Here is a 22,306-nt window from a genome sequence, read left to right on the forward strand (position 1 = left end):
ATCTATGGCGACTGACACTCCGCATTCGCGAGCAAGCCCGCTCCCACAGGGGTTTGTGTTACTTCAGCCAGGGTTTATCAGGCTTCTAGACCCAAAATATCCCGCGCCACCGCCTCGGCTATCCGAATCCCGTCCACACCCGCCGACAGAATCCCGCCCGCATAACCCGCGCCTTCACCGGCCGGGAACAGGCCCTTCACGTTCAGGCTCTGCATCGACTCGTTGCGGGTAATCCGCAATGGTGACGAGGTGCGGGTTTCGATCCCGGTCAGTACCGCGTCGTGCAGCGAGTAACCGCGAATCTGCTTCTCGAAGGCCGGCAAGGCTTCGCGAATGGCTTCGATGGCGAACGCTGGCAAAGCCAGGGCCAAGTCACCCAAGGCAACCCCCGGCTTGTAGGACGGTTCAACGCTGCCCAGCTCGGTGGACGGCTTGCCGGCGATGAAGTCGCCGACCAGTTGCGCCGGTGCTTCGTAGTTGCTGCCACCCAGGACAAACGCGTGGGATTCCAGGCGTTCCTGCAACTCGATGCCCGCCAGCGGGCCGCCCGGGTAATCGACTTCCGGGCTGATCCCGACGACGATCCCGGAGTTGGCGTTGCGCTCGTTTCGCGAGTACTGGCTCATGCCGTTGGTGACCACGCGATTGGGCTCGGAGGTCGCTGCCACCACGGTGCCGCCCGGGCACATGCAGAAGCTGTAGACCGAACGGCCGTTTTTGGCGTGATGCACCAGTTTGTAGTCGGCGGCGCCGAGCTTCGGGTGGCCGGCGTACTTGCCCAGGCGCGCGCGGTCGATCAGCGATTGCGGGTGTTCGATGCGGAAACCCACCGAGAACGGCTTGGCTTCCATGTACACGCCGCGGGCGTGGAGCATGCGGAAGGTGTCACGGGCGCTGTGGCCGAGGGCCAGAATCACGTGTTTCGAATGGATCTGCTCGCCGCCATCGAGTTCGACGCCAACCAGCTGGCCGTCTTCGATCAGCACATCGGTCACCCGCTGCTGGAAGCGCACTTCGCCGCCCAGGGCACGGATTTCCTCACGCATGGTTTCCACCACACCGGTCAGTCGGAACGTACCGATGTGCGGTTTGCTGACGTAGAGGATTTCTTCCGGCGCGCCGGCCTTGACGAACTCGTGCAGGACTTTGCGGCCGACGAATTTCGGGTCCTTGATCTGGCTGTAGAGCTTGCCGTCGGAGAACGTCCCCGCACCGCCTTCGCCGAACTGCACATTGGACTCGGGGTTGAGCACGCTTTTACGCCACAGGCCCCAGGTGTCCTTGGTGCGCTGGCGCACGTCGGGACCACGCTCGAGGATGATCGGCTTGAAGCCCATCTGTGCCAGCAGCAGCCCGGCGAAGATACCGCAAGGGCCGAAACCGACCACCACCGGGCGTGCGCTCAGGTCGGCCGGTGCCTGGCCGACCATCTTGTAGCTGACATCCGGCGCCTCGTTGACGTTACGGTCATCGGCGAACTTGCGCAGCACCGAGCCCTCATCGCGAACGTTGAGGTCGATGGTGTAGATGAAGCACAGTTCGGAAGACTTTTTGCGCGCGTCGTAGCTGCGCTTGAACAAGGTGAAGTCGAGCAAGTCATCGCTGGCGATGCCCAGGCGTTGCACGATGGCAGCGCGCAGGTCTTCATCGGGATGGTCGATCGGCAGCTTGAGTTCGGTGATTCGTAACATGACGGGATCCGGTTCGCGGGGCGCACAACTGCGCCAGGGCGTTTGAAACCGGCGATTATAAGCCGCAAAGGCCGGGTCCCGTGAGGCCTAAACGATCAGTCGTCGCGCGAACCGCCGAAATACCCGCAACCGCGCTGCACCTGGCCGTTGATGCGCAACTCGGCGCTCATGTGCTGGACGCTGCCTGTTTGGCTGTCGATGCAGCGTTGCGGGGCGACCCACAACTCGATGTGCTGATTGTTGGCTTCGGTGCTGAGGTTGAATCGGCCATCGCCCAGTTGTTCTTCGACATAAGGCACCGCCAAAGGTGGCTGGCCGGTGCGGTCGATGACCATGCCCTTGCCGCTGACGTTCACGCTCCACTCGGGGTTGTGGCCGGCAGCGCGCAGGATCAGTTTTTTGAAATCGGGATCGGCACAGGCATTGGCCGAGCGCTCGACGCGATATAGCTGTTCCAGGTCAAGTTGGCCGTCACCGGAACCGGCAACGATCCGACCGCGCACATCGGCAAAAAGTTTGCCCTGTGCATCGGCCAGGCTGGCGGCCTGTTGCAGGACGCTGGTGTTGCCGGTGTCGTTGACCACAAGACGGCGCTGTTCGCCGCAGGGCTGGAACAGCAGTTTGCCATCGGCTGCGCTCAACTGCCCCTGCATGCGGGTCTGGCCCACATGGGACGCGCTTTCGCGGGATCCGTCGAACAACTGGCAGGCCGCGAACAGGGGGAGCAGGGCAACAACGACTAAGGAACGGGCAACACGCATCTTGGGGTCTCCTGACAAGTGTCGCCACGTTACTCAGCCTGACCGTTCATCACAACCCTCGTGTTGGAGCTGCCGAAGACTGCGATCAGATGTGAAAGGTCTGACCGGTCTGCAGTCCTTCGACACTTTTGGCGTAGGCCAATGCCACATCCACAGCCGGAACCGGTTTGAAGCCGCGGAAGTACGGCGCGTATTTATCCATGGCTTCCACCAGCACGTTCGGGCTGATCGAGTTCACTCGCAGGCCGCGTGGAAGTTCGATGGCCGCGGCACGAACGAAGCTGTCCAGCGCGCCGTTGACCAGCGCTGCGGAGGCGCCGCTGCGGATCGGATCGTGGCTGAGCACGCCGGTGGTGAAAGTGAACGAGGCGCCGTCATTGGCGAATTCACGGCCGATCAGCAGCAGGTTGACCTGGCCCATCAGCTTGTCTTTCAGGCCCAGGGCGAAGCTGTCCTCGGTCATTTCCGCCAGCGGGGCGAAGGTCACGTTGCCGGCGGCGCAGATCAGCGCATCGAATTTACCGGTTTGTTCGAACAGTTTGCGAATCGAGGCGCTGTCGCTGATATCCACATGGAAATCACCGCTGGTGCGGCCGATGCGGACGATTTCGTGACGTGGGGAGAGTTCTTTGTCGATGGCCTTGCCAATGGTGCCGCCTGCGCCGATCAAAAGGATTTTCATGCTGCCGTTGCTCCAGTGGGTTGAATGTGGCTTCAGTTTAGAGTGGTTTTTTCCATTGATAAGCGCGCTAATAGGCAACCTTTGGTTTTCTATTGGAAACAATCCATGAGCGAGATGGATGATCTGGCGGCGTTTGCGGTGTTGGTCGAGGCGGGCAGTTTCACCCTGGCGGCCCAGCAGCTCGGTTGCAGCAAGGGCCAGCTGTCCAAGCGCATCAGCCAGCTGGAAGCGCAGTTCTCCGTGGTGCTGCTGCAGCGCACCACGCGGCGTCTGAACCTGACGGCGGCCGGCGCGGCGTTGTTGCCCCAGGCGCAGGCGCTGGTGGCCCAGGTCGAACGGGCGCGTCAGGCGCTGGCTCGATTGAAGGACGACATGGCCGGCCCGGTGCGCATGACCGTGCCGGTGTCGCTGGGGGAAACGTTTTTCGATGGCCTGTTACTGGAGTTCTCCAGCAAGTACCCCGAAGTGCAGATCGAGCTGGATCTGAGCAACGACTACCGCGAACTGTCCCGGGATGGCTTCGACCTGGCGATTCGCTCCGATGCTGCCATCGACCAGCGACTGGTGGCGCGCCCGCTGTTGGCCTGGCACGAAATGACCTGCGCCAGCCCTGCCTATCTGGAGCGATACGGCGAACCGCAGACGCCCCGGGCGCTGGCCGAACACCGCTGTCTGCTCAACAGCCACTACAGCGGCCGCGAGGAATGGCTGTATCACCAGCAGCATGAATTGCTGCGGGTGCGGGTTTCCGGGCCGTTTGCCAGCAATCATTACAACCTGCTGAAAAAGGCGGCGCTGGCGGGTGCGGGGATTGCGCGTTTGCCGTCCTACCTGTTGCCGGCGGAATTGGCTGAGGGCCGCTTGCGCTGGCTTTTGCGCGACTATCAGACGCGGAGCATGCCGATGTATCTGGTGCATCCGTATCAGGGTGGGTTGCCGAAGCGCACGCAGGTGCTGGCGGATTATTTGATGGGGTGGTTCAAGCGCAGTGGGGAGGCTTTGGACAGGCTCTGACCCTGTGGGAGCGAGCCTGCTCGCGATGGTTTTAGATCCGACATTGATGTCGGTTGATCCACCGCAATCGCGAGCAGGCTCGCTCCCACAGTGGGCATCATTGTGATCGGGACTGTGACAGGCACAAAAAAACGGCCCGAAGGCCGTTTTCTGTTTACCGCAATGGTTCAGCCACCCAGGTACGCTTCGCGCACTTTCGGGTCGGTCAGCAGGCTTTCACCGGTGCCTTGCATCACAACACGGCCGTTTTCCAGCACGTAGGCGCGGTCGGCGATTTTCAGCGCCTGGTTGGCGTTCTGCTCCACCAGGAACACCGTCACACCGTCCTTGCGCAGCTGTTCGATGATGTCGAAGATCTGCTGGATGATGATCGGTGCCAGACCCAGCGAAGGCTCGTCGAGCAGCAACAGCTTGGGCTTGCTCATCAGCGCACGGCCGATGGCGAGCATTTGCTGTTCACCGCCGGACATGGTGCCGCCGCGCTGGTTGAAGCGTTCTTTCAGGCGCGGGAAAAGTCCGAGGACCTTATCCATCTGTTCCTGATAGTCGCCCTTGTCGGTGAAGAAACCGCCCATGGCCAGGTTTTCTTCCACGGTCAGGCGGGAAAACACCCGGCGACCTTCCGGCACCACCGCGATGCTCTTGCGCATGATTTGCGAAGAATCCTGACCGACCAGTTCCTCACCCATGTAGCGGATGCTGCCGCTGTGGGCCCGCGGCGAACCGCAGAGGGTCATCAGCAGTGTGGACTTGCCGGCACCGTTGGCGCCGATCAGGGTCACGATTTCGCCCTGGCGGACTTCGACGTTGACGCTGTGCAGGGCCTGGATCTTGCCGTAGAAGGTGGAAACGTTTTCGAACTGCAGCATTTACGCTTCCCCCAGGTAGGCTTTGATCACATCAGGATTGTCACGGATCTGTTCCGGCGTACCGTCGGCCAGAGGCGTGCCCTGGTTGATCACGACGATGTGGTCGGAAATGCTCATGACCAGTTTCATGTCGTGTTCGATCAGCAGCACAGTCACGTTGTGCTCCTCACGCAACACGCTGATCAGTTGCTTCAGATCTTCGGTTTCCTTGGGGTTCAGACCGGCAGCCGGTTCGTCGAGCATGAGGATCCGCGGGCGGGTCATCATGCAACGGGCGATTTCCAGGCGACGCTGCTGACCGTAGGCCAGGGTGCCGGCCGTACGGTTGGCGAATTCGCGCAAGTTGACCTTGTCCAGCCAGTACTCGGCATATTCCATGGCCTCGCGTTCGCTCTTGCGGAACGACGGAGTCTTGAACAGGCCGGACAGGAAGTTGGTGTTCAGGTGACGATGCTGGGCGATCAAGAGGTTCTCGACCGCGGTCATGTCCTTGAACAGCCGCACGTTCTGGAAGGTACGCACCACGCCTTTGAGGGCGATCTTGTGGCCCGGCAAGCCTTCGATGGCTTCGCCGTCCAGTTTGATGCTGCCGCCGCTCGGCTTGTAGAAGCCGGTCAGGCAGTTGAACACGGTGGTCTTGCCGGCGCCGTTGGGGCCGATCAGCGCAACCACTTGTTTCTCCTTCACGCTCAAGGCAACGCCGTTGACCGCCAGCAGGCCGCCGAAGCGCATGCTCAGATTTTCTACTTTAAGGATCTCGCGGCTCATTTGCGCAGCTCCATGTGAGGACGTTGCATGGGCAGCAGACCCTGAGGGCGCCAGATCATCATCAGTACCATCAAGGCACCGAACATCAACATGCGGTATTCGCTGAACTCACGCATCATTTCCGGCAGCAGGATCATCACCACGGCCGCCAGGATCACGCCCAGCTGCGAGCCCATGCCACCCAATACGACGATGGCGAGGATGATCGCCGACTCGATGAAGGTGAAGGATTCCGGCGTCACCAGACCCTGACGGGCAGCGAAGAAGCTACCGGCGAAACCGGCGAAGCTGGCACCCAGGGTAAAGGCCGACAGTTTGATGATGGTTGGATTCAGACCCAGGGCGCGGCAGGCGATCTCGTCTTCACGCAACGCTTCCCACGCGCGGCCCAGTGGCATGCGCAGCAGGCGGTTGATGACGAACAGAGCAGCCAGTGCCAGGAGCAACGCGACCAGGTAGAGGAAGATCACCTTGTTGATCGAGTTGTATTCCAGGCCGAAGTACTCGTGGAAGGTCTGCATCCCTTCGGCGGCCTTGCGCTCGAAGGTCAGGCCGAAGAACGTCGGTTTCTCGATGTTGCTGATACCGTTCGGACCACCGGTGATATCGGTCAGGTTACGCAGGAACAGACGGATGATTTCACCGAAGCCCAGGGTCACGATCGCCAGATAGTCACCACGCAGACGCAGGACCGGGAAGCCCAGCAGGAAGCCGAAGGTGGCCGCCATCAGGCCGGCGATCGGCAGGCAGATCCAGAAGCTCAGACCGTAGTAGTGCGACAGCAGCGCGTAGCTGTAGGCGCCGACGGCGTAGAAGCCGACGTAACCGAGGTCCAGCAGACCGGCCAAGCCGACCACGATGTTCAGGCCCAGGCCAAGCATCACGTAGATCAGAACCAGTGTCGCGATGTCCACCGCGCCACGGGAGCCGAAGAACGGCCAGATCAGGGCACCGGCAATGAGCGCGATGATGATCCAGCGCTGAGTGGTCGGCAGGGTCAGGAAGTTGCTGGCCTTGGCCGGAATCAGCGGACCCCGGGACGACGAACGCCAGACGGAGCTGATCTGCTGGTCGAACAGCACACGCAGGAACATCAGTACCGAGCACAGGGCGATGGTGATCAGCGTGGTGGTGCTGGTGCCGTGGACTTCCAGGTTGATGCCGACGATGGTCAGCTTCAGACCCAGTACCGGGTAGGCGACAGCCCACACCAGCAAGGCACTGAACAGTGCCTGTTTAAGATTCCTAGTCATACTTTCTCAACCTCCGGACGACCCAGCAGGCCGGTTGGCCGGAACAACAACACCAAAACCAAGAGACCGAAGGCCACGACGTCCTTGTACTGGTCGCCGAAAATATCGGCGCCGAAGGCTTCCGCTACACCCAGTACCAGCCCGCCGAGCATGGCGCCCGGAATGCTGCCGATACCGCCCAGTACCGCTGCGGTGAAGGCCTTGAGGCCGACCAGGAAACCGGCGTTCGGGTTGATCACGCCGTATTGCATGCTCAGCAGCACGGCCGCGACGGCCGCCAGTGCGGCACCGATGACGAAGGTCAGGGCGATGATGTTGTTGGTGTTGATACCCAGCAGGTTGGCCATCTTGATGTCTTCGGCACAGGCGCGGCAGGCGCGGCCCAGGCGAGAGCGGGAGATGAACAGGGTCAGGCCGAGCATGGCGACCAGGGTCACCACGAACACCACGATTTGCATGTAGGAAATCAGCACTTCATGTGCGCCACCTGGACCGAAGGCAAAGTTGCCCGGGATCAGGTTGGGAATGGATTTGTCCTTGGAGTCTTGCGCCAGCAGAACCGTGTTCTGCAGGAAGATCGACATGCCGATGGCGGAAATCAGCGGGATCAGACGGTTGCTGCCGCGCAAGGGGCGATAGGCGATCCGTTCGATGCTGTAGCCGTAGGCACTGGTGACGACGATGGTCGCCAGGAAAGCGGCGGTCATCAACAGCGGAACGCTGTCGAGTCCCAGCATGGCCAGGCCCGCGATGGCGATGAACGCCACGTAGGAACCGATCATGTACACCTCGCCGTGGGCGAAGTTGATCATTCCAATGATGCCGTAAACCATCGTATAGCCGATGGCGATCAGGGCATACGTGCTGCCAATGGTCAGACCATTAACCAGCTGTTGGAAGAAGTGATAGATGTCAGGCATTACAGCGCTCCTAAAAACCTGATACGCATTTCACTGGTGGAGTCATTTTCCCGCCCGGGCCCCGTGGATCTGCATCCACTTCGAATCCGGGTTTTGCCAGCGAACCGCTGATGACGGTTTTGAGATTTTCAGGTGGGGAGACTAGCGGATCACGCCAGCACGGCCCAAGTACGTTCGTAAAACAAAGCCCACGGCGTGCCGTGGGCTTTGTGGGCAGTCAGTCAGGCAAGGCCTTACTGAGGCGAAGCTTCAGTTTTTGGTTTGCCGAAGTGCCACTCGTAAACCACGAATTTGAAGTCTTTCAGGTCGCCCTTGTCGTCGAAGCTCAGGTCGCCGGTAGGAGTCTTGAAGGTGCCTTTGTGGATGGCTTCAGCCACTTTGGCGGTGTCTTCGGACTTGGCGGACTTGATGCCTTCGGCGATCACTTCCACAGCCGAGAAGGCCGGGAACACGAACGGACCGCTTGGATCTTCTTTCTTGGCCTTGAATGCATCAACCAGGGCAACGTTGGCAGGATCCTGGTCGAAGGACTTCGGCAGGGTTACCAGCAGGCCTTCGGAAGCGTCCTTGGCGATCTGCGAGATGGAATCGTTACCCACGCCTTCCGGACCCATGAACTTGGCTTTCAGGCCTTTTTCCTGGGCTTGACGCAGGATCAGACCCAGCTCCGGGTGGTAGCCGCCGTAGTAGACGAAGTCGACGTTGGCTTGCTTGAGCTTGGCGATGATCGAGGAGAAGTCCTTGTCGCCGGCGTTGACGCCTTCGAACACGGCAACCTTGACGTTCTTGCCTTCAAGGGTCTTCTTCACGGCGGTGGCGATGCCTTCACCGTACTGTTGCTTGTCGTGCAGAACGGCAACGACTTTAGGTTTTACGTGATCGGCAATGTAGTTACCGGCGGCAGGGCCCTGGGCGCTGTCCAGACCGATGGTACGGAAGATCATTTTGTAACCACGGGCGGTGATGTCCGGGCTGGTGGCAGCCGGGGTGATCATGATCACGCCTTCGTCTTCGTAGATGTCCGAAGCCGGTTGGGTGGAGCTGGAGCACAGGTGGCCGACCACGAACTTGACGCCGTCGTTGACGACCTTGTTCGCTACCGCTACCGCTTGTTTCGGATCACAGGCGTCGTCGTACTCGACGGCTTCGAGTTTCTTGCCGTCTACACCGCCTTTGGCGTTGATTTGTTCGATGGCCATTTTGGCGCCACTGAACTGCATGTCGCCGTATTGGGCTACAGGACCGGTTTTAGGGCCGGCGATGCCGATCTTGATGGTGTCAGCTGCGAACGAATGGCTGGCAACCCCGGCCAGAACCATAGCGGCAAACAGTTTGGAAATCTGCTTAGTAGCCTTAGTCATAGTGCTCCACTCTTACTGTTGTAGTTTTTATAGTCCTGGCGCCTCAGGCAGCAGAACCGGGTCAGTGTCCACGACATTCCCCGGAAAAGCCCCTCGGCAACTGTACCGGTACAGTGTAGAGCGCCGATTGTCAGCCTGGGAAGCTGGCGCCGGGGGGCAAAACTTGGGGGTGTCGCTAATTTGAAAGAAAAAGACAGAATTGCGGCGGGGTATTGACGGGCTTATAGCCAGATTCCGTGCATTCCTTGGCTTTCCTGCTCTTTTCATTCGGTACTGCAAATTGCTACCGGGTTTTTCTGCCAGACCACCGACGTTATCATTGCGTCAATTTCATTTCCGGACAGACCCATGAACGAAGAACCTAGCACCCTCTATGCCAAGCTGCTTGGTGAAACCGCATCTATTTCATGGAAGGAACTGGAGCCGTTCTTCGCCAAGGGTGCCCTATTGTGGGTCGACCCTACTCTGGATTTGATCGCCGCCGCCGAAGCCGTGGCCAGCGATGAGGGCGAGAAAGTGGCTGCCTGGTTGGCCGACGACAAGCTCGCCAAGCTGTCTGAAACGCGGGCGCTGGATCTTTTCGAGCGTGATCCGGAATTGTGGGCGGTGGTGGTTTCGCCGTGGATCCTGATCCAGGAAAGAGCAGGGGATTGAATGTGTGCACCTTGTTGGTGCGCGATTCCTGCGGCTAAAAGTGTGTAGCCGAGTAGCGTGATGGCACCTTGCCGTAGAGAAAGGCCACAGCCTCACGGTGACGTAAACGTAACGGGAACAGTTGAAGGGGTGGCCAGAGGGCTGCTCAATTGTTTCCGGGGTGACAATCTGTAAGTTCAGCGGTGGATGTCAGACCGCTTTCGCGAGCAAGCCCGCTCCCACATTCGATCGCATTCCTCCTGACGGAGCGCGGTCAAATGTGGGAGCGGCGGTGCGACGATTCGACTTGCTCGCGAATGGCGCGCCGCTTAGTAAGCGGTCTTGCCCGTATGGTTATTGAGCGAAATGACCTTGGTCTTGCCAATGCGGTGACGGTAGATCTCGCGCAGGTACTTGATCGCCTTCTTCACGCAATCCCGGGACAGGCGGATGTCGTTGATCGAGACGAACTTGTCCTTGTCGTTGATCAGCTCGCGGTATTTCTTCTCGTACATCGGCTTGATCGCGTACCAGTTGGTATCGAGGATCTTCGCCGGGTTCTCGAACTCGTTGAGCAGGTCGTCGATGCGTTCTTCGTCGAATTGCTCGCTGATGATGAAGTCCAGGATCGAGTGGTCCAGGGTGTCATCGAAGCGGTACGGATTACGGGCGAAGCAGCGCTTGATGAAGGCCACGATCAGGGTCAGGAAATCGTCCGACAGGCACGGGCTCTTGGCGATCAGGGTGGTCAGCGACAGGTTGGCCGAGGCGCCGATCACCAGCGCGTAACGCTTGAGCGTGGTGTTGGGAAACAGGCTGTTGAGGTGAGTCTTCAACCGGTTCAGGTCCATGTAGGACAGTTTGTAGTCCTTGGGCAGCGAGACGATCGAGACAACCGATGAGCAGTTCTTGAAGAAATGCAGGTCGTGCAGCGCCGCGGCGTCGTAGCCCGAGTTCTTGTACTGCTCCAGCGACGCGCGGTAGCGCTTGGACTCGATCGGCAGCAGGCTGATGCCTTCGATCGCCTGGGTGACCTTGTTGAAGTGCGGCAGGTCGATGGAACGGAAGAACAGGTCGTCGATGTTCAGGCGCTGCTGTTCTTTCTCGAACACCTTGAACTTGTCTCCGGTCGGCGCCGGGGTTTCCGGGACGACGGACTCGGCGTAGGCGATTGCCACCGGGCCGGCGAGACTCATGAACAGGTCGTTGGCGTCCAGGCGAATGGTTTCGCCGATATCGATGCCGGCGCGTCGGAAATAGTTCTGGTCGTAGTCGGTGGTGACCGCCTGCGCCGTCAGAATGTTGAAGATCTGCTGCGAGATGTACTGGTTGGCATGCTTTTCCATGGCATTGACATCAATGTTCTGGATGTTGCCGTCATCGTTCTCTTCGGCGTAACGCATGATGTCGTTGGAGATCAGCATCATCGCGTTCCACGGGCGGATACGGCCCATGACGCTGGCTTCGCTGCTGTCTTCGTTGGCGAAGTTGTAGGAGAAGTCCCACTCTTCCGACAGATATTTACACAGCAGCCGACCGGCGTTGATGTGCAGCGCTTCGGACATTTCGCTGCGGTGGTCGGAAATGTTCGGCAGGACGCAGATGCCGCTGGTGAAGATCGGCTCGAAGACGAAGGAGTGACCGCTCTTGCTGTCGTGCTCGTCCACCGGCTTGGTGTCGAACGTCTTGTTCATGTACGAGTGCTGCTGGGCCAGGCCGAATTCCGAGGCCATGCCCGAACCCGTACCGCCGCCGGCGCTGAAGATCGAGAAGTACAGGCGCGACTGGTTGGCCTTGATGCCGCAGCTGTCGATCAGGTACGAGTGGATCATTTTCCAGTCGGGGCTGGAGAAACGCTGGGTGTCCTTGTTCAGGATGATCTTGGCCAGGTACTGGCCGAGAATCGGCGCGTTACCGGCGCCACCGGCATGGACTTCCGACAGGTCCATGATTTTCATTTTGCTGTAGTCGCGCAGGAAACCGCTTTTTTCGCCCTTGCGCGAGAAGCGGATGCGGCCGGCGATGTCCTTGTCCAGATCGCCCAGCATCACCAGCGGCTCGACCAGGAACACCGGTTTGGTGGCCTTGTTCGGCATCAGGCGCAGGTTGTTGCGGATCCACTGCGCCGGGCTGTAGCCCTTTTCGGCGTAGCGCTTGTCCGGCGACAGACGATCTTCGTTGTTGAATTCGTTGAGGTAGAACTTGCGCGCGTTGTACACCAGTTCGGCGACGTCCAGCGCAATGTTCGAACCGCAGCGCCCCAGGCCGATCAGGCACACCGACGGGAATTCCTGGTCGTTGTGCTGTTCGTTGTCGACTTCCAGATGCGGTGGGCGCGGGAACACCATGTCGCGCAGGCCGTCGAGGTTATCGAGTATGCGGTCGGTGTTGGTCTCGGTGAAATACAGGTATTGCTGGGTTCCCAGCGGGCGTGACGGGAGCAATGGCTTCGATGAAACCGGGGTGTTTGCCGCAGGGCTCAAGGTCAGGTCGGAAACCGCAGTGGCCGGATTGTTTTTGGAAGTCATTGTTCGCCATCTACCTGGGCTGTTTTGGTCGCACGACTGGGTCGTCGAACCGTCACGGAATGAGAACTCGCGTCTTTTATCAGCGCGTATTTAATCCAAGCGTCAGAGGCCGCGGCCTGAGGTTCGCTCGGGGAAATCCTTTTCTGCTCACGATGAATCGGCCACTATTTGGCGTTCTTTAATCGAAAAGAGGCAAAATGATGTCAACGCTACCTTCGTTGGGGTTTGCCGGAATTGGCCTGATGGGCCTGCCAATGTGCCTGCGCCTGCTGGCGGCGGGGTATCCGCTGACAGTGTGGAACCGCAATCCGGCCAAGTGCGCGGCACTGGTCGAGGCCGGTGCCCGGCAGGTCGCGAGCCCCGCGCAGCTGTGCCAGCACGCTGACGTGGTGATGTTGTGCCTGGCGGACACTTCGGTGGTGCGTGACGTGGTGTTTGGCGCGGCGGGCATCGTCGAAGGCGCCAAAAGCGGTCAGTTGCTGGTGGACTTTTCCAGCCTGGAACCTACCGCGACCCGGGAAATGGCGGCGGAACTTGCCAGCCGCACCGGCATGGCCTGGCTCGATGCGCCGGTGTCCGGCGGCGTGGTCGGTGCCGAGGCGGGCAGTCTGGCGATCATGGTCGGCGGCGAGGCGGCGGATCTCGAGCGCGTCAAACCGGTCCTGCTGAGTCTCGGGCAGCGCGTGACGCACATGGGCGCGGTCGGGGCAGGGCAGGTGACCAAGGCCTGCAACCAGATGATCGTGGCCTGCAATGCGCTGGTGATTGCCGAAGTGGTGGCGCTGGCCGAGCGTTCCGGGGTCGATGCCAGCCTGATCGCCGAGGCGCTGGCCGGTGGCTTTGCCGACTCCAAACCCCTGCAGATCCTTGCCCCGCAAATGGCCGAGAGCCGTTTCGAACCGGTGAAATGGCACGTGCGCACTTTGCTCAAGGATCTGGACACGGCGGTGAAGTTTTCTCGTGAACAGGGCTCGGCGACACCGGTCAGCGGCCTGGCGGCGCAACTGATGCGGCTGCATGGCAGCCAGGGGAATCTGGAAAAAGACCCTTCTACATTAGTGCGGATGTACCGCGAACCAGACTCAATGGCGTAAGCGAGAAGCGGTTCTTGCGCTGGTTGATCTCGTTCAGCACCGGTAGCAGCTCCGACAGCGGTACCGGGCGGCTGAGCAGGTAGCCCTGAGCGAAATCGCAGTCGTGGCTTTCGAGGAACTGATATTGCTCGAAGGTCTCGACGCCTTCGGTCACCACTTCCAGGTGCAGGGTATGGGCCATGGCGATGATCGCCTGAACGATCTCCATGTCCTGGGTCGAATTGGGAATCTCCTGAATGAACGAGCGGTCGATCTTCAACGTGTTGAGCGGCAGACGCTTGAGGTAGGCCAGGGACGAGTAACCGGTGCCGAAATCATCGATCGACAGCGCCACGCCCAAGGCCTTGATCTGTCGCAGCAGTTCCAGGGTGTCGGCGATATTGCCCATCAACGCATTTTCGGTCACCTCCAGTTCCAGCCGTTGCGGCGCCACCCCGGCGCTGCGCAAGGCCTGCTCGATCTGCCCGGCCAGTTCCTCGCGGGCCAGACTCAGGGGCGAGCAGTTCACGGCGATTTTCAGGGACTCGCAACCCTGTTTCGACAGCTCACCCAAGTCCTCGCAGGCCTTGTGAAGCACCCAGTTGTCCAGCTCGGCGATCAGGCCATTGGCTTCGGCGAGGGGGATGAACCGGTCAGGAGCGAGCAATCCGTGGACCGGATGTTGCCAGCGAAGCAATGCTTCAAGTTTGCCGACCTCGCCTGTCTTCAGGTTGTAGATCGGCTGGTAAAAGAGCATCAGCCCGGCGTCTTCGCGCAACGCGTGGCGCAGCTCTTCCTCCAGTTGCAGCTCCAGCGTGGCGCGGGTCTTGAGGTTGGCGCTGAAGAAGTTCAGGCCGTTGCGCCCACTGCCTTTGGACTGATAGAGCGCCAGGTCTGCGTGTTTCAGCAGTTCGTCACAGGTCGTGCCGTCCTCGGGGAACAGGCTGATACCGATGCTGGTGGTCATGACCATGCGCCGCCCGGCCAGCTCGATCGGATCCTTCATTTTCAACATGATGCGCTGGGCCAGTTGTCGGGCTTCTTCGCGATCCTGCAGATTGATCAGCACGCAGAACTCATCGCCGCCGAAACGCGCCACCACGTCTTCGTGGCTGCGCACCGAGCTTTTGATGTGGTCGGCCAAGACCTTGAGCAATTCGTCTCCGGCGTCGTGGCCGAGGCTGTCATTGATGCGCTTGAAGTGGTCAATGTCGAGGAACAGCACGGCCATGATGCCGCCGTCGTGGGTTTTCTCGATGAGCTTTTCGGCAAACAGCTGGTTGAATCCGCGGCGGTTGATCAGGTTGGTCAACGGGTCGAAATGCGCGACCTGCTGCAGCGACGCCCGTGCCTGATCCAGTTGGCTGAGCAATGAATTGACCCGCTGAAGGTCTTTTTCCTTGTGTTGCAGCTTCTTGTCCGCCAGCGCCGCGCTGATGCTGCTGCCGATGATCAGCAGGGTGATGACCGCCACCGTCAGGCCCAGTTGAAAGTGATTGTTCGCCCCTGGTTGAGTCAGGACGCTGCCGGCGGGCAGCACCAGGTCGAAGGCCGCCATGCCGGTGAAGTGCATGCTCACAATGCCGGTGCCCAGCACCAGGCTGGCGCAGTACTTGAGCAGTTGATGGAACATGCCGGTGCCGCTACGCAGGTAACTCGACAGCAGCAATGCCGCGAGGCTGGCGCCGATCGCAATCACGATAGACAGGGCAAACAGGATCGGCTGGTAGTAGATGACCGCCTGCGAGCGCAGGGCGGACATGCCTACGTAATGCATGGTGGCGATACCCAGGCCGACCCAGATCGACGCTTTCAGGCAATGCCAGAAGCTCAAGGCGGGGCGACTGAGGGTTTGCATCGCCAACCATGACGCGATCAGGGCAATCAGCAGAGAGGCAAGTGTGACCGGCAGTTGGTAGTGCACATTGATGGGGGCCTGGAAGGCCAGCATGCCGATGAAGTGCATGGCCCAGATGCCACCGGCCAGACAGCCGGCGCCGACCCAGCGCCAGAGCCGGCGAGAGGCGGCCTTGTCGGCATGCGCGACCCGCTCGGCCATGTCCAGCGTGGCGAAGCTGCCGGCACAGGCGACCAGAAATGCCAGAAGGACCAGAAACGGGTCATGTACACAATTGAGTATGACCTGCCCGTTTTCTGGCAGCCCGGCAGCGAAATGCAGGCCCAACCACTCCATAAGATGCCCCGTTCGTTCCTTTGACCGGTGCAATGACACCGGAGAGTGCAAGGAGTATAGAGGGCCGGAACGGGGTGCAAGCGGTGATGGCACTTTAGCGCCAAACATTTTGGTATTAACCCAATAACGATTGGCGCTAACGGTCGGGCGTTTGGTTGCTAAACGCCGTGTGCGGCGGGTTCCAGCGGTGGCAGGCCGAATGCCGCTCGTGCTGCGTCACAGTCGGTATTGGCCTGGCCATCGACCCAGGACGCCTCGAACTCCCGACAAGGGGTCGAGCGCTGATCGTAGATCGTGCATTTCACTTCGCTGCCGACTTCCCCGTCCAGACTGATGCAGCGCGCGGGTTTGCAGTTGGTCCCCAGCATTGCGACGCGGCTGGGGGTGATCTGTTCGACGAGATCGTCGGGCACCGTCCCTCCGGACGAAGCGCATTCACCCCAGAAGAATGACACGCGAAAGTAGGAACAGCAGGCACCGCAATTCAGACACGGACTGACATCGGACATGGGTATTTATCTAAGGAAGAGTGAGGAGGCCGGAGGGGCTGACAAGGTCGCTATTCTAGGCTTCGCCAGCGGCTTGGATAGGGGGGTGAACAGGTATTTTTCAGCGGCTGGACGTGCGGTCGATTCCGGCGCTTGGGGCCCGTGGACGTTGGGCCTCGACTGTCTGATAGGGGGAGTCTTGCGGCGTGAGTTCGCCATGGACAGGTATCAGCCTTACGAATAATTACAGACAGTCCTGGCGCGCCTGTCTAGATTGCAGATTCCGGGGAAACGACGCCCCCATAACAATAAAAGAGACGGACCCATGCAGAACTCGACCCAAGCGGCGAATGCCTGGCGCATTCTGTTCCTGCTGTTCCTGGCCAACCTGTTCAACTTCTTCGATCGCACCATTCCCGCCATCATCATCGAGCCGATCCGCATGGAATGGCATCTCAGCGACTTTCAGCTGGGGATCATCGGCACCGCCTTCACCATTGTCTACGCGATCGCCGGCCTGCCCCTGGGGCGGATGGCCGATACCGGGTCGCGCAGCAAGTTGATGGGCTGGGGGCTGGCGGCGTGGAGCGGGTTGACCGCCGTCAATGGCATGGTCGGCAGTTTCTGGAGCTTCCTGATCGTGCGCATGGGCATCGGCATCGGTGAAGCCAGCTATGCACCAGCGGCCAATTCATTGATCGGGGATCTGTTTCCGGCGCATCGTCGGGCCCGGGCCATGGGGATTTTCATGCTCGGCCTGCCGCTGGGGCTGTTGCTGGCGTTCTTCACCATCGGTGCGATGGTCAAGGCGTTCGACAGCTGGCGTGCGCCGTTCTTCATCGCCGCCGTGCCGGGGCTGATCCTTGCGGTCTTCATGTTCTACATCAAGGAACCCAAGCGCGGTGCCGCCGAAAGCGTGCAGGTGTCCCAGGAGAAGGTCGATCGGCCGATCCGCCGGGTCCTGGCGGTGCCGACCTTCCTGTGGCTGGTGCTGGCCGGGTTGTGCTTCAACTTCGCGACCTACGCCTGCAATTCGTTCATGGTGCCGATGCTGCAGCGTTATTTCCTCATGCCGCTGCAGGAAGCAGCGGTCGCGACCGGGATCATCGTCGGCGTGACCGGTCTGGTGGGCCTGACCCTGGGTGGCTGGGTAGCGGACAAGATTCACCAGCGTGTGGCCAATGGTCGACTGCTGTTCGCCGCCTTCAGCCTGATCATTTCCACCGTGTGCACCGCCTGGGCGCTGCATTCGGGGCGGATCGAGATCGGCGTGTTCGTCGCGGTGTTCAGTGTGGGCTGGCTGTTTGCGTACAACTTCTACACCTGCGTTTACACGGCGATTCAGGACGTGGTCGAACCGCGCCTGCGGGCGACGGCCATGGCGCTGTTCTTCGCCGGTCTGTATCTGCTGGGTGGCGGCCTGGGTCCGGTGGTGGTGGGGGCCTTGTCCGATCACTTCGCGCACACCGCCATGCTCTCGGCGGGAGCCGAGCAAATGACCGAAGCGTTCAAGGCCGTCGGCCTGCATGACGCGATGTACCTGATCCCGGTGGCGCTGTTTTTCACCATGGTGTTTCTGGTGCTGGCTTCGCGCTGTTTTGTGCGCGATGCCAAGCGGATGAAGGATGGGTTGGGGGTGGCTGCGGCGCAGGTTGAGGGTGTGCCGGCGTAAAAGCAGTTTCGCGTCCCACGGTAGGAGCTGCCGAAGGCTGCGACTTTAAAAAAGAAGGCCCGCATTGCGCGGGCCTTCTTCATTACGGGGGGAGGGGGAATTAACCCGCCACCAGCACCCGAATCGCTTCCAGTCGCAGTGCCGCCTTGTCGAGCATGGCCAGGCCTTGCTCGCGCTGTTTGCGCAAGGCAACCAGCTCGCTGTCACGAACCGTCGGGTTGACCGCTTGCAGCGCGGTCAGACGCGCCAGTTCTTCATCGGTGTCTGCTGCCAGGCGACGCTGAGCTTCGGCCACGCGCTCGGCGTGACGCGGGTAGATCTTGTCTTCACCGGCGTTGATCCGTGGCGTCAGCTGGTCGCGCTGGGCCTGGATGAATTTGTTGGCGCTGGCGCGTGGGACGCTTTCGAGTTGATCGTTGAGGGTCTCGAAGGCAACCCGGGCCGACAGGTCATTGCCGTTGGCGTCGAGCAGGCAGCGCAGGGCGGCCGGCGGCAGATAACGGCCCAGTTGCAGCGAGCGCGGGGCGACCACTTCGCTGACGTAAAGCAGCTCCAGCAACACGGTGCCTGGTTTGAGCGCCTTGTTCTTGATCAGCGCCACCGCGGTGTTGCCCATGGAGCCGGACAGCACCAGATCCATGCCGCCCTGCACCATCGGGTGTTCCCAGGTGATGAACTGCATGTCTTCGCGCGACAGCGCCTGGTTGCGGTCGTAAGTGATGGTCACGCCTTCGTCGTCACCCAGCGGGAAGCTGGCGTCGAGCATTTTTTCGCTCGGCTTGAGGATCAGGGCGTTTTCCGAATGGTCTTCGCTGTCGATGCCGAACGCGTCGAACAGGGTTTCCATGTAAATCGGCAGGGCGAACTGGTCGTCCTGCTCCAGGATCGCTTCCACCAGCGCTTCACCTTCGCCAGCGCCACCGGAGTTGAGCTCCAGCAGACGGTCACGGCCGGTGTGCAATTCAGCTTCCAGACGCTCGCGCTCAGTGCGCGCTTCGTCGATCAGCGCTTGCCATTGACCGTCGTCAGCCTCTTCCAGCAGCGGCAGCAGGCGCGGGCCGAACTGATGTTGCAGGGCGTTGCCGGTCGGGCAGGTGTTGAGGAAGGCATTCAGCGCTTCGTGGTACCACTGGAACAGACGCTCTTGCGGGCTGGTTTCCAGATATGGCACGTGCAGTTCGATGGTGTGCTTCTGGCCGATCCGGTCCAGACGACCGATACGTTGTTCCAGCAGGTCCGGGTGGGACGGCAGGTCGAACAGTACCAGGTGATGGGAGAACTGGAAGTTGCGGCCTTCACTGCCGATTTCCGAGCAGATCAGCACTTGCGCGCCGAATTCTTCGTCGGCGAAGTAGGCGGCGGCGCGGTCACGTTCGAGGATGTTCATACCCTCGTGGAACACCGTAGCCGGGATGCCGGAACGAACGCGCAGGGCGTCTTCCAGGTCCATGGCGGTTTCAGCGTGGGCGCAGATCACCAGCACTTTGGTGCGCTTGAGCATTTTCAGCTGGTCGATCAGCCACTCGACGCGCGGGTCGAATTTCCACCAGCGCTCTTCTTCATTGGCGTCCGGCAGGGCTTGGAAGCTGACTTCCGGGTACAGCTCGGCGTGTTCGCCCAGCGGCAGTTCGAGGTATTCGTCCGGGCACGGCAGCGGGTAAGGGTGCAGCTTGCGCTCCGGGAACCCCTGCACGGCGGCGCGGGTGTTGCGGAACAGCACGCGGCCGGTGCCGTGGCGGTCCAGCAGTTCGCGCACCAGGCGCGCGCTGGCTTCGGTGTCCCCATCGTTGACCGCGGCCAGCAAGGCTTCGCCTTCGTTGCCGAGGAAACCGTTGATGGTCTGGTGTGCCTTGGGCGACAGGCGACCCTGTTCGAGCAGCTCCTGAACGGCCTCGGCCACCGGGCGATAGTTTTCGCTCTCGGCGCGGAAGGCGTTCAGATCGTGGAAACGGTTCGGATCGAGCAGGCGCAGGCGGGCGAAGTGGCTGTCCTGGCCCAGTTGTTCCGGGGTGGCGGTCAACAGCAGCACGCCGGGAATGGTTTCGGCCAGTTGTTCGACCAGCGTGTATTCAGGGCTGGCCTGGTCTTCGTGCCACACCAGGTGGTGGGCTTCGTCGACCACCAGCAAGTCCCAGCCGGCGGCGAACAGTGCGTCCTGGGCCTTCTCGTCGTCCACCAGCCACTCGAGGGCGACCAGCGCCAGTTGAGTGTCTTCGAACGGGTTCGAGGCATCGCTTTCGATGAAGCGTTCTTCGTCGAACAGCGCGACTTGCAGGTTGAAGCGCCGGCGCATCTCCACCAGCCACTGGTGCTGAAGGTTTTCCGGTACCAGGATCAGCACGCGATTGGCGCGGCCCGACAGCAGTTGGCGATGGATCACCAGACCGGCTTCGATGGTTTTACCCAGGCCCACTTCGTCCGCCAGCAGAACCCGCGGCGCGATACGGTCGGCGACTTCCCGGGCGATGTGCAACTGGTGCGCGATCGGTTGCGCACGCACGCCGCCCAGGCCCCACAGCGAGGACTGCAACTGGCGGCTGGTGTGTTCCAGGGTGTGATAACGCAGGGAGAACCAGGCCAGCGGGTCGATCTGCCCGGCGAACAGGCGGTCGCTGGCCAGGCGGAACTGGATGAAGTTCGACAGTTGGGTTTCCGGCAGGGTGACCGGTTCGTTCTGCGCGTTCAGGCCGTGGTAAACCAGCAGGCCGTCCATGTCATCGACTTCGCGAACGGTCAGTTTCCAGCCTTCGAAGTGAGTGATGGTGTCACCCGGCGAGAATCGCACGCGGGTGAGGGGCGCATTCCGTAGCGCGTACTGGCGGGTGTCGCCAGTGGCCGGGTAGAGCACGGTCAACAAGCGGCCGTCCTGTGCCAGAACGGTGCCTAAACCCAACTCCGCTTCGCTGTCACTGATCCAGCGTTGCCCCGGTTGATACTGCTGCGCCATGCTGCCTGACTCCCACCTTGAAAAAGCGGGCTATGTTAACGGAATCAGGTCTCCAAGACCAAAGGAATACCTGTGCTGTAAGCGGTGGTCTTTGATCGCCAAGACCTCAAAAGATCCTAGACGTTGACGCCCCGAACAGTGCCAAATGGCTCACAGTTTGCGACCGATGGCTCAAGTCGCCTCCACCGCAGCCGACATCCTGACTGACAGGAGACTAAAAATTATGCTGCCACCGATGCTCCCCTTGAGTGCCGTGCCGGTCACTTCCCAGCACGACCCGATTCGCCCGCGCCCGGACATCGCACCTGTGGTGCCGATGCAGGAGAGTTCCACCGACAGCACCATCGACTTGAAAAACCGCGATCCTGAGGAAGCCGTGCTGCTATTGCGCGAGGAGCAGCGCAAAAAGCAGGAACGCGAGCGTCGTCGCCGCGAGGCCGATGAGGATCCCGAGGCCCACCTGGCGATTCCCGGCACCGAACTCAACGCCGACAACACCGTGCCGGTCGCGCCGTTGATGGAAGATCAGCCGCGCCAGGGGTTGTGGGTCGATATCGAGATTTGAGCTTGCGTCTGGTCAGCGCCGCCATCAGGCCGCATTATTGGGTCAATTCTGCCCGTTTGACGCGGCACCGGAACTTCATTCAAGCGATGCACCCAACGCCATGAGCCAAGACGACAAGCTGATCGACCTCAATGCCGAACGCGCCAAGCGTGTCCATGACCTCAACGAAAAGCGCCTGAACGAAGTGCGCCAGGCGTTCGAGCAGGCCATGCCTCTGGGCACGGCGAAGAAAAAGTCGAAGAGCAAGTCCAAGAGCAAGCCGAAAAAGCGTTGATCCCTCCCTGCATCGATTGATGCAGGTCAGTTTTTCCCTTCTTTATGCCCGATCCCGGGCAACATTGATCCCGGTCAATATTTCCTCCTGCGCGATTGGTTAACTTATCTCCATCGCAACAAGGCAACCGCAGGAGACGCGTCATGTTTTTCGACAACGTGGTGATCGCCGGAGTGCTGACCGTCAGCCTCATGCTGATGTTTTTTGCAGGATTTGGATTTTTTATCTGGAAGGATTCGCACAAGCGGAAGAAACCGTAGTTCTTTCTGGATGTAATGAGCACGCAAGGCATTTTGGGCAACTTCGGTTGCCCTTTTTTTTGCGCGTTTGTTTTTGGTTGATGTTGTTTTTTGGGGGGGGGCGAGTTGATTTCGGTTAAGACGCAATTCCTGTGGGAGCGAGCCTGCTCGCGATTGGGTTTATTGTGTACATATCCGTTGCTGCGGTAACGGCTACTTATGGTTCCGCTCTTACAGCGGGTCACTTTGAAGAGCGCAAAGTAACCAAACGCTCGTGCCCCTGACGTTCGGTGCCTCGCTGTGGCTCGGCATGCCCTCGTTCCGGTCCTGCTCCGTGGGCCCGCCGCCATCGGCCATCCATGGCCGGGGGCGGC

The 22,306-nt window shown here is 60.5% G+C and carries 19 protein-coding genes; 7 read left to right on the plus strand and 12 right to left on the minus strand.

The genetic code is table 11. From position 1 onward, the window contains the following. Positions 1–77: 77 nt before the first annotated feature. The 3 genes from ACW9JE_RS16985 to ACW9JE_RS16995 all read right to left on the minus strand — a co-directional run bounded on the left by ACW9JE_RS16985 (position 78) and on the right by ACW9JE_RS16995 (position 3,134). Positions 78–1,691, minus strand: a complete 1,614-nt coding sequence (locus ACW9JE_RS16985) for an NAD(P)/FAD-dependent oxidoreductase (RefSeq protein ID WP_224538121.1) — start codon at positions 1,689–1,691, stop codon at positions 78–80. A 95-nt stretch (positions 1,692–1,786) separates the two neighbouring features. Beyond that, complete coding sequence (locus ACW9JE_RS16990; protein ID WP_457433388.1) at positions 1,787–2,452, minus strand: COG3650 family protein; 666 nt, start codon at positions 2,450–2,452, stop codon at positions 1,787–1,789. A gap of 85 nt (positions 2,453–2,537) precedes the next feature. Further along, a complete protein-coding gene (locus ACW9JE_RS16995; RefSeq protein WP_224538125.1) occupies positions 2,538–3,134 on the minus strand; it encodes a short chain dehydrogenase in 597 nt (198 codons plus the stop codon). A 105-nt stretch (positions 3,135–3,239) separates the two neighbouring features. Here ACW9JE_RS16995 and ACW9JE_RS17000 point away from each other — a divergent pair, with 105 nt between their 5' ends. After that, positions 3,240–4,148: a LysR family transcriptional regulator gene (locus ACW9JE_RS17000; protein ID WP_457433389.1), complete on the plus strand. Its 909-nt coding sequence runs from the start codon at positions 3,240–3,242 to the stop codon at positions 4,146–4,148. Between the two features lie 167 nt (positions 4,149–4,315). On the opposite strand, the gene ACW9JE_RS17005 is transcribed toward ACW9JE_RS17000, so the two are convergent. The 5 genes from ACW9JE_RS17005 to ACW9JE_RS17025 all read right to left on the minus strand — a co-directional run bounded on the left by ACW9JE_RS17005 (position 4,316) and on the right by ACW9JE_RS17025 (position 9,319). Next, on the minus strand, positions 4,316–5,017 hold the full coding sequence (locus ACW9JE_RS17005) for an ABC transporter ATP-binding protein (protein ID WP_175379892.1): 702 nt from the start codon (positions 5,015–5,017) through the stop codon (positions 4,316–4,318). Continuing rightward, positions 5,018–5,785 (minus strand): high-affinity branched-chain amino acid ABC transporter ATP-binding protein LivG, encoded by a 768-nt coding sequence (livG, locus tag ACW9JE_RS17010; RefSeq protein ID WP_457433390.1) that lies wholly within the window; start codon positions 5,783–5,785, stop codon positions 5,018–5,020. It abuts the gene before it with no gap. After that, the gene (locus ACW9JE_RS17015) at positions 5,782–7,038 is read right to left on the minus strand and encodes a high-affinity branched-chain amino acid ABC transporter permease LivM (protein ID WP_224538131.1); all 1,257 of its coding nucleotides are present in this window, start codon (positions 7,036–7,038) and stop codon (positions 5,782–5,784) included. The genes livG and ACW9JE_RS17015 overlap by 4 nt, the downstream gene beginning before the upstream one ends. After that, on the minus strand, positions 7,035–7,958 hold the full coding sequence (gene livH / locus ACW9JE_RS17020) for a high-affinity branched-chain amino acid ABC transporter permease LivH (protein ID WP_224538132.1): 924 nt from the start codon (positions 7,956–7,958) through the stop codon (positions 7,035–7,037). Before livH ends, ACW9JE_RS17015 begins: the two co-directional genes overlap by 4 nt. 233 nt (positions 7,959–8,191) lie before the next feature. Continuing rightward, positions 8,192–9,319, minus strand: coding sequence for a branched-chain amino acid ABC transporter substrate-binding protein (locus ACW9JE_RS17025; RefSeq protein WP_224538134.1), 1,128 nt, complete (start codon positions 9,317–9,319; stop codon positions 8,192–8,194). 348 nt (positions 9,320–9,667) lie between these two features. Between ACW9JE_RS17025 and ACW9JE_RS17030 the strand changes: the two genes are divergently transcribed. Next, on the plus strand, positions 9,668–9,973 hold the full coding sequence (locus ACW9JE_RS17030; RefSeq protein WP_224538135.1) for a DUF2288 domain-containing protein: 306 nt from the start codon (positions 9,668–9,670) through the stop codon (positions 9,971–9,973). 308 nt (positions 9,974–10,281) lie between these two features. Here the strand turns inward: ACW9JE_RS17030 and ACW9JE_RS17035 are convergent, their stop codons facing one another. Beyond that, entirely contained in the window at positions 10,282–12,480 is a 2,199-nt protein-coding gene (locus ACW9JE_RS17035) for a hypothetical protein (RefSeq protein WP_224538138.1), read from the minus strand. A 197-nt stretch (positions 12,481–12,677) separates the two neighbouring features. On the opposite strand from ACW9JE_RS17035, the gene ACW9JE_RS17040 reads away from it, so the two are divergent. Continuing rightward, positions 12,678–13,574: an NAD(P)-dependent oxidoreductase gene (locus ACW9JE_RS17040; RefSeq protein WP_224538140.1), complete on the plus strand. Its 897-nt coding sequence runs from the start codon at positions 12,678–12,680 to the stop codon at positions 13,572–13,574. Here ACW9JE_RS17040 and ACW9JE_RS17045 read toward each other — a convergent pair. Together ACW9JE_RS17045 and ACW9JE_RS17050 are read right to left on the minus strand one after the other, a co-directional pair. After that, entirely contained in the window at positions 13,531–15,747 is a 2,217-nt protein-coding gene (locus ACW9JE_RS17045) for a putative bifunctional diguanylate cyclase/phosphodiesterase (RefSeq protein WP_224538141.1), read from the minus strand. The genes ACW9JE_RS17040 and ACW9JE_RS17045 overlap by 44 nt on opposite strands. Before the next feature lie 158 nt (positions 15,748–15,905). Continuing rightward, complete coding sequence (locus tag ACW9JE_RS17050; protein WP_224538143.1) at positions 15,906–16,256, minus strand: YkgJ family cysteine cluster protein; 351 nt, start codon at positions 16,254–16,256, stop codon at positions 15,906–15,908. Between the two features lie 304 nt (positions 16,257–16,560). Between ACW9JE_RS17050 and ACW9JE_RS17055 the strand changes: the two genes are divergently transcribed. Further along, positions 16,561–17,907: a spinster family MFS transporter gene (locus tag ACW9JE_RS17055; protein WP_457433391.1), complete on the plus strand. Its 1,347-nt coding sequence runs from the start codon at positions 16,561–16,563 to the stop codon at positions 17,905–17,907. Positions 17,908–18,007: 100 nt separating this feature from the next. On the opposite strand, the gene rapA is transcribed toward ACW9JE_RS17055, so the two are convergent. Next, positions 18,008–20,854 carry an RNA polymerase-associated protein RapA gene (gene rapA, locus ACW9JE_RS17060; RefSeq protein WP_457433392.1) on the minus strand — a complete coding sequence of 949 codons (2,847 nt, stop codon included), beginning with the start codon at positions 20,852–20,854 and terminating at the stop codon, positions 18,008–18,010. Positions 20,855–21,077: 223 nt separating this feature from the next. Here rapA and ACW9JE_RS17065 point away from each other — a divergent pair, with 223 nt between their 5' ends. The 3 genes from ACW9JE_RS17065 (at position 21,078) to ccoM (ending at position 21,953) form a co-directional block, all read left to right on the plus strand. Then, a complete protein-coding gene (locus ACW9JE_RS17065) occupies positions 21,078–21,419 on the plus strand; it encodes an aspartate-semialdehyde dehydrogenase (RefSeq protein ID WP_175379880.1) in 342 nt (113 codons plus the stop codon). A 100-nt stretch (positions 21,420–21,519) separates the two neighbouring features. Continuing rightward, positions 21,520–21,693 carry a hypothetical protein gene (locus ACW9JE_RS17070; RefSeq protein WP_224538150.1) on the plus strand — a complete coding sequence of 58 codons (174 nt, stop codon included), beginning with the start codon at positions 21,520–21,522 and terminating at the stop codon, positions 21,691–21,693. A gap of 143 nt (positions 21,694–21,836) precedes the next feature. Beyond that, the gene (gene ccoM / locus ACW9JE_RS17075) at positions 21,837–21,953 is read left to right on the plus strand and encodes a cytochrome c oxidase subunit CcoM (RefSeq protein ID WP_306167737.1); all 117 of its coding nucleotides are present in this window, start codon (positions 21,837–21,839) and stop codon (positions 21,951–21,953) included. Positions 21,954–22,306 lie beyond the last annotated feature (353 nt).

It is taken from the genome of Pseudomonas sp. SDO55104_S430 (assembly GCF_054070595.1).

What these genes read in the sequence shown, in the direction of transcription:
- ACW9JE_RS17005 (WP_175379892.1), bottom strand. Translation starts at nt 5,017, where the DNA reads ATGCTGCAGTTCGAAAACGTTTCCACCTTCTACGGCAAGATCCAGGCC.
- ACW9JE_RS17000 (WP_457433389.1), top strand. Translation starts at nt 3,240, where the DNA reads ATGAGCGAGATGGATGATCTGGCGGCGTTTGCGGTGTTGGTCGAGGCG.
- ACW9JE_RS17035 (WP_224538138.1), bottom strand. Translation starts at nt 12,480, where the DNA reads ATGACTTCCAAAAACAATCCGGCCACTGCGGTTTCCGACCTGACCTTG.
- ACW9JE_RS17015 (WP_224538131.1), bottom strand. Translation starts at nt 7,038, where the DNA reads ATGACTAGGAATCTTAAACAGGCACTGTTCAGTGCCTTGCTGGTGTGG.
- ACW9JE_RS16985 (WP_224538121.1), bottom strand. Translation starts at nt 1,691, where the DNA reads ATGTTACGAATCACCGAACTCAAGCTGCCGATCGACCATCCCGATGAA.
- rapA (WP_457433392.1), bottom strand. Translation starts at nt 20,854, where the DNA reads ATGGCGCAGCAGTATCAACCGGGGCAACGCTGGATCAGTGACAGCGAA.
- ACW9JE_RS17025 (WP_224538134.1), bottom strand. Translation starts at nt 9,319, where the DNA reads ATGACTAAGGCTACTAAGCAGATTTCCAAACTGTTTGCCGCTATGGTT.
- ACW9JE_RS17070 (WP_224538150.1), top strand. Translation starts at nt 21,520, where the DNA reads ATGAGCCAAGACGACAAGCTGATCGACCTCAATGCCGAACGCGCCAAG.
- ACW9JE_RS17040 (WP_224538140.1), top strand. Translation starts at nt 12,678, where the DNA reads ATGATGTCAACGCTACCTTCGTTGGGGTTTGCCGGAATTGGCCTGATG.
- ACW9JE_RS16990 (WP_457433388.1), bottom strand. Translation starts at nt 2,452, where the DNA reads ATGCGTGTTGCCCGTTCCTTAGTCGTTGTTGCCCTGCTCCCCCTGTTC.
- ACW9JE_RS17045 (WP_224538141.1), bottom strand. Translation starts at nt 15,747, where the DNA reads ATGGAGTGGTTGGGCCTGCATTTCGCTGCCGGGCTGCCAGAAAACGGG.
- ACW9JE_RS17030 (WP_224538135.1), top strand. Translation starts at nt 9,668, where the DNA reads ATGAACGAAGAACCTAGCACCCTCTATGCCAAGCTGCTTGGTGAAACC.
- livG (WP_457433390.1), bottom strand. Translation starts at nt 5,785, where the DNA reads ATGAGCCGCGAGATCCTTAAAGTAGAAAATCTGAGCATGCGCTTCGGC.
- ACW9JE_RS16995 (WP_224538125.1), bottom strand. Translation starts at nt 3,134, where the DNA reads ATGAAAATCCTTTTGATCGGCGCAGGCGGCACCATTGGCAAGGCCATC.
- livH (WP_224538132.1), bottom strand. Translation starts at nt 7,958, where the DNA reads ATGCCTGACATCTATCACTTCTTCCAACAGCTGGTTAATGGTCTGACC.
- ccoM (WP_306167737.1), top strand. Translation starts at nt 21,837, where the DNA reads ATGTTTTTCGACAACGTGGTGATCGCCGGAGTGCTGACCGTCAGCCTC.
- ACW9JE_RS17050 (WP_224538143.1), bottom strand. Translation starts at nt 16,256, where the DNA reads ATGTCCGATGTCAGTCCGTGTCTGAATTGCGGTGCCTGCTGTTCCTAC.
- ACW9JE_RS17065 (WP_175379880.1), top strand. Translation starts at nt 21,078, where the DNA reads ATGCTGCCACCGATGCTCCCCTTGAGTGCCGTGCCGGTCACTTCCCAG.
- ACW9JE_RS17055 (WP_457433391.1), top strand. Translation starts at nt 16,561, where the DNA reads ATGCAGAACTCGACCCAAGCGGCGAATGCCTGGCGCATTCTGTTCCTG.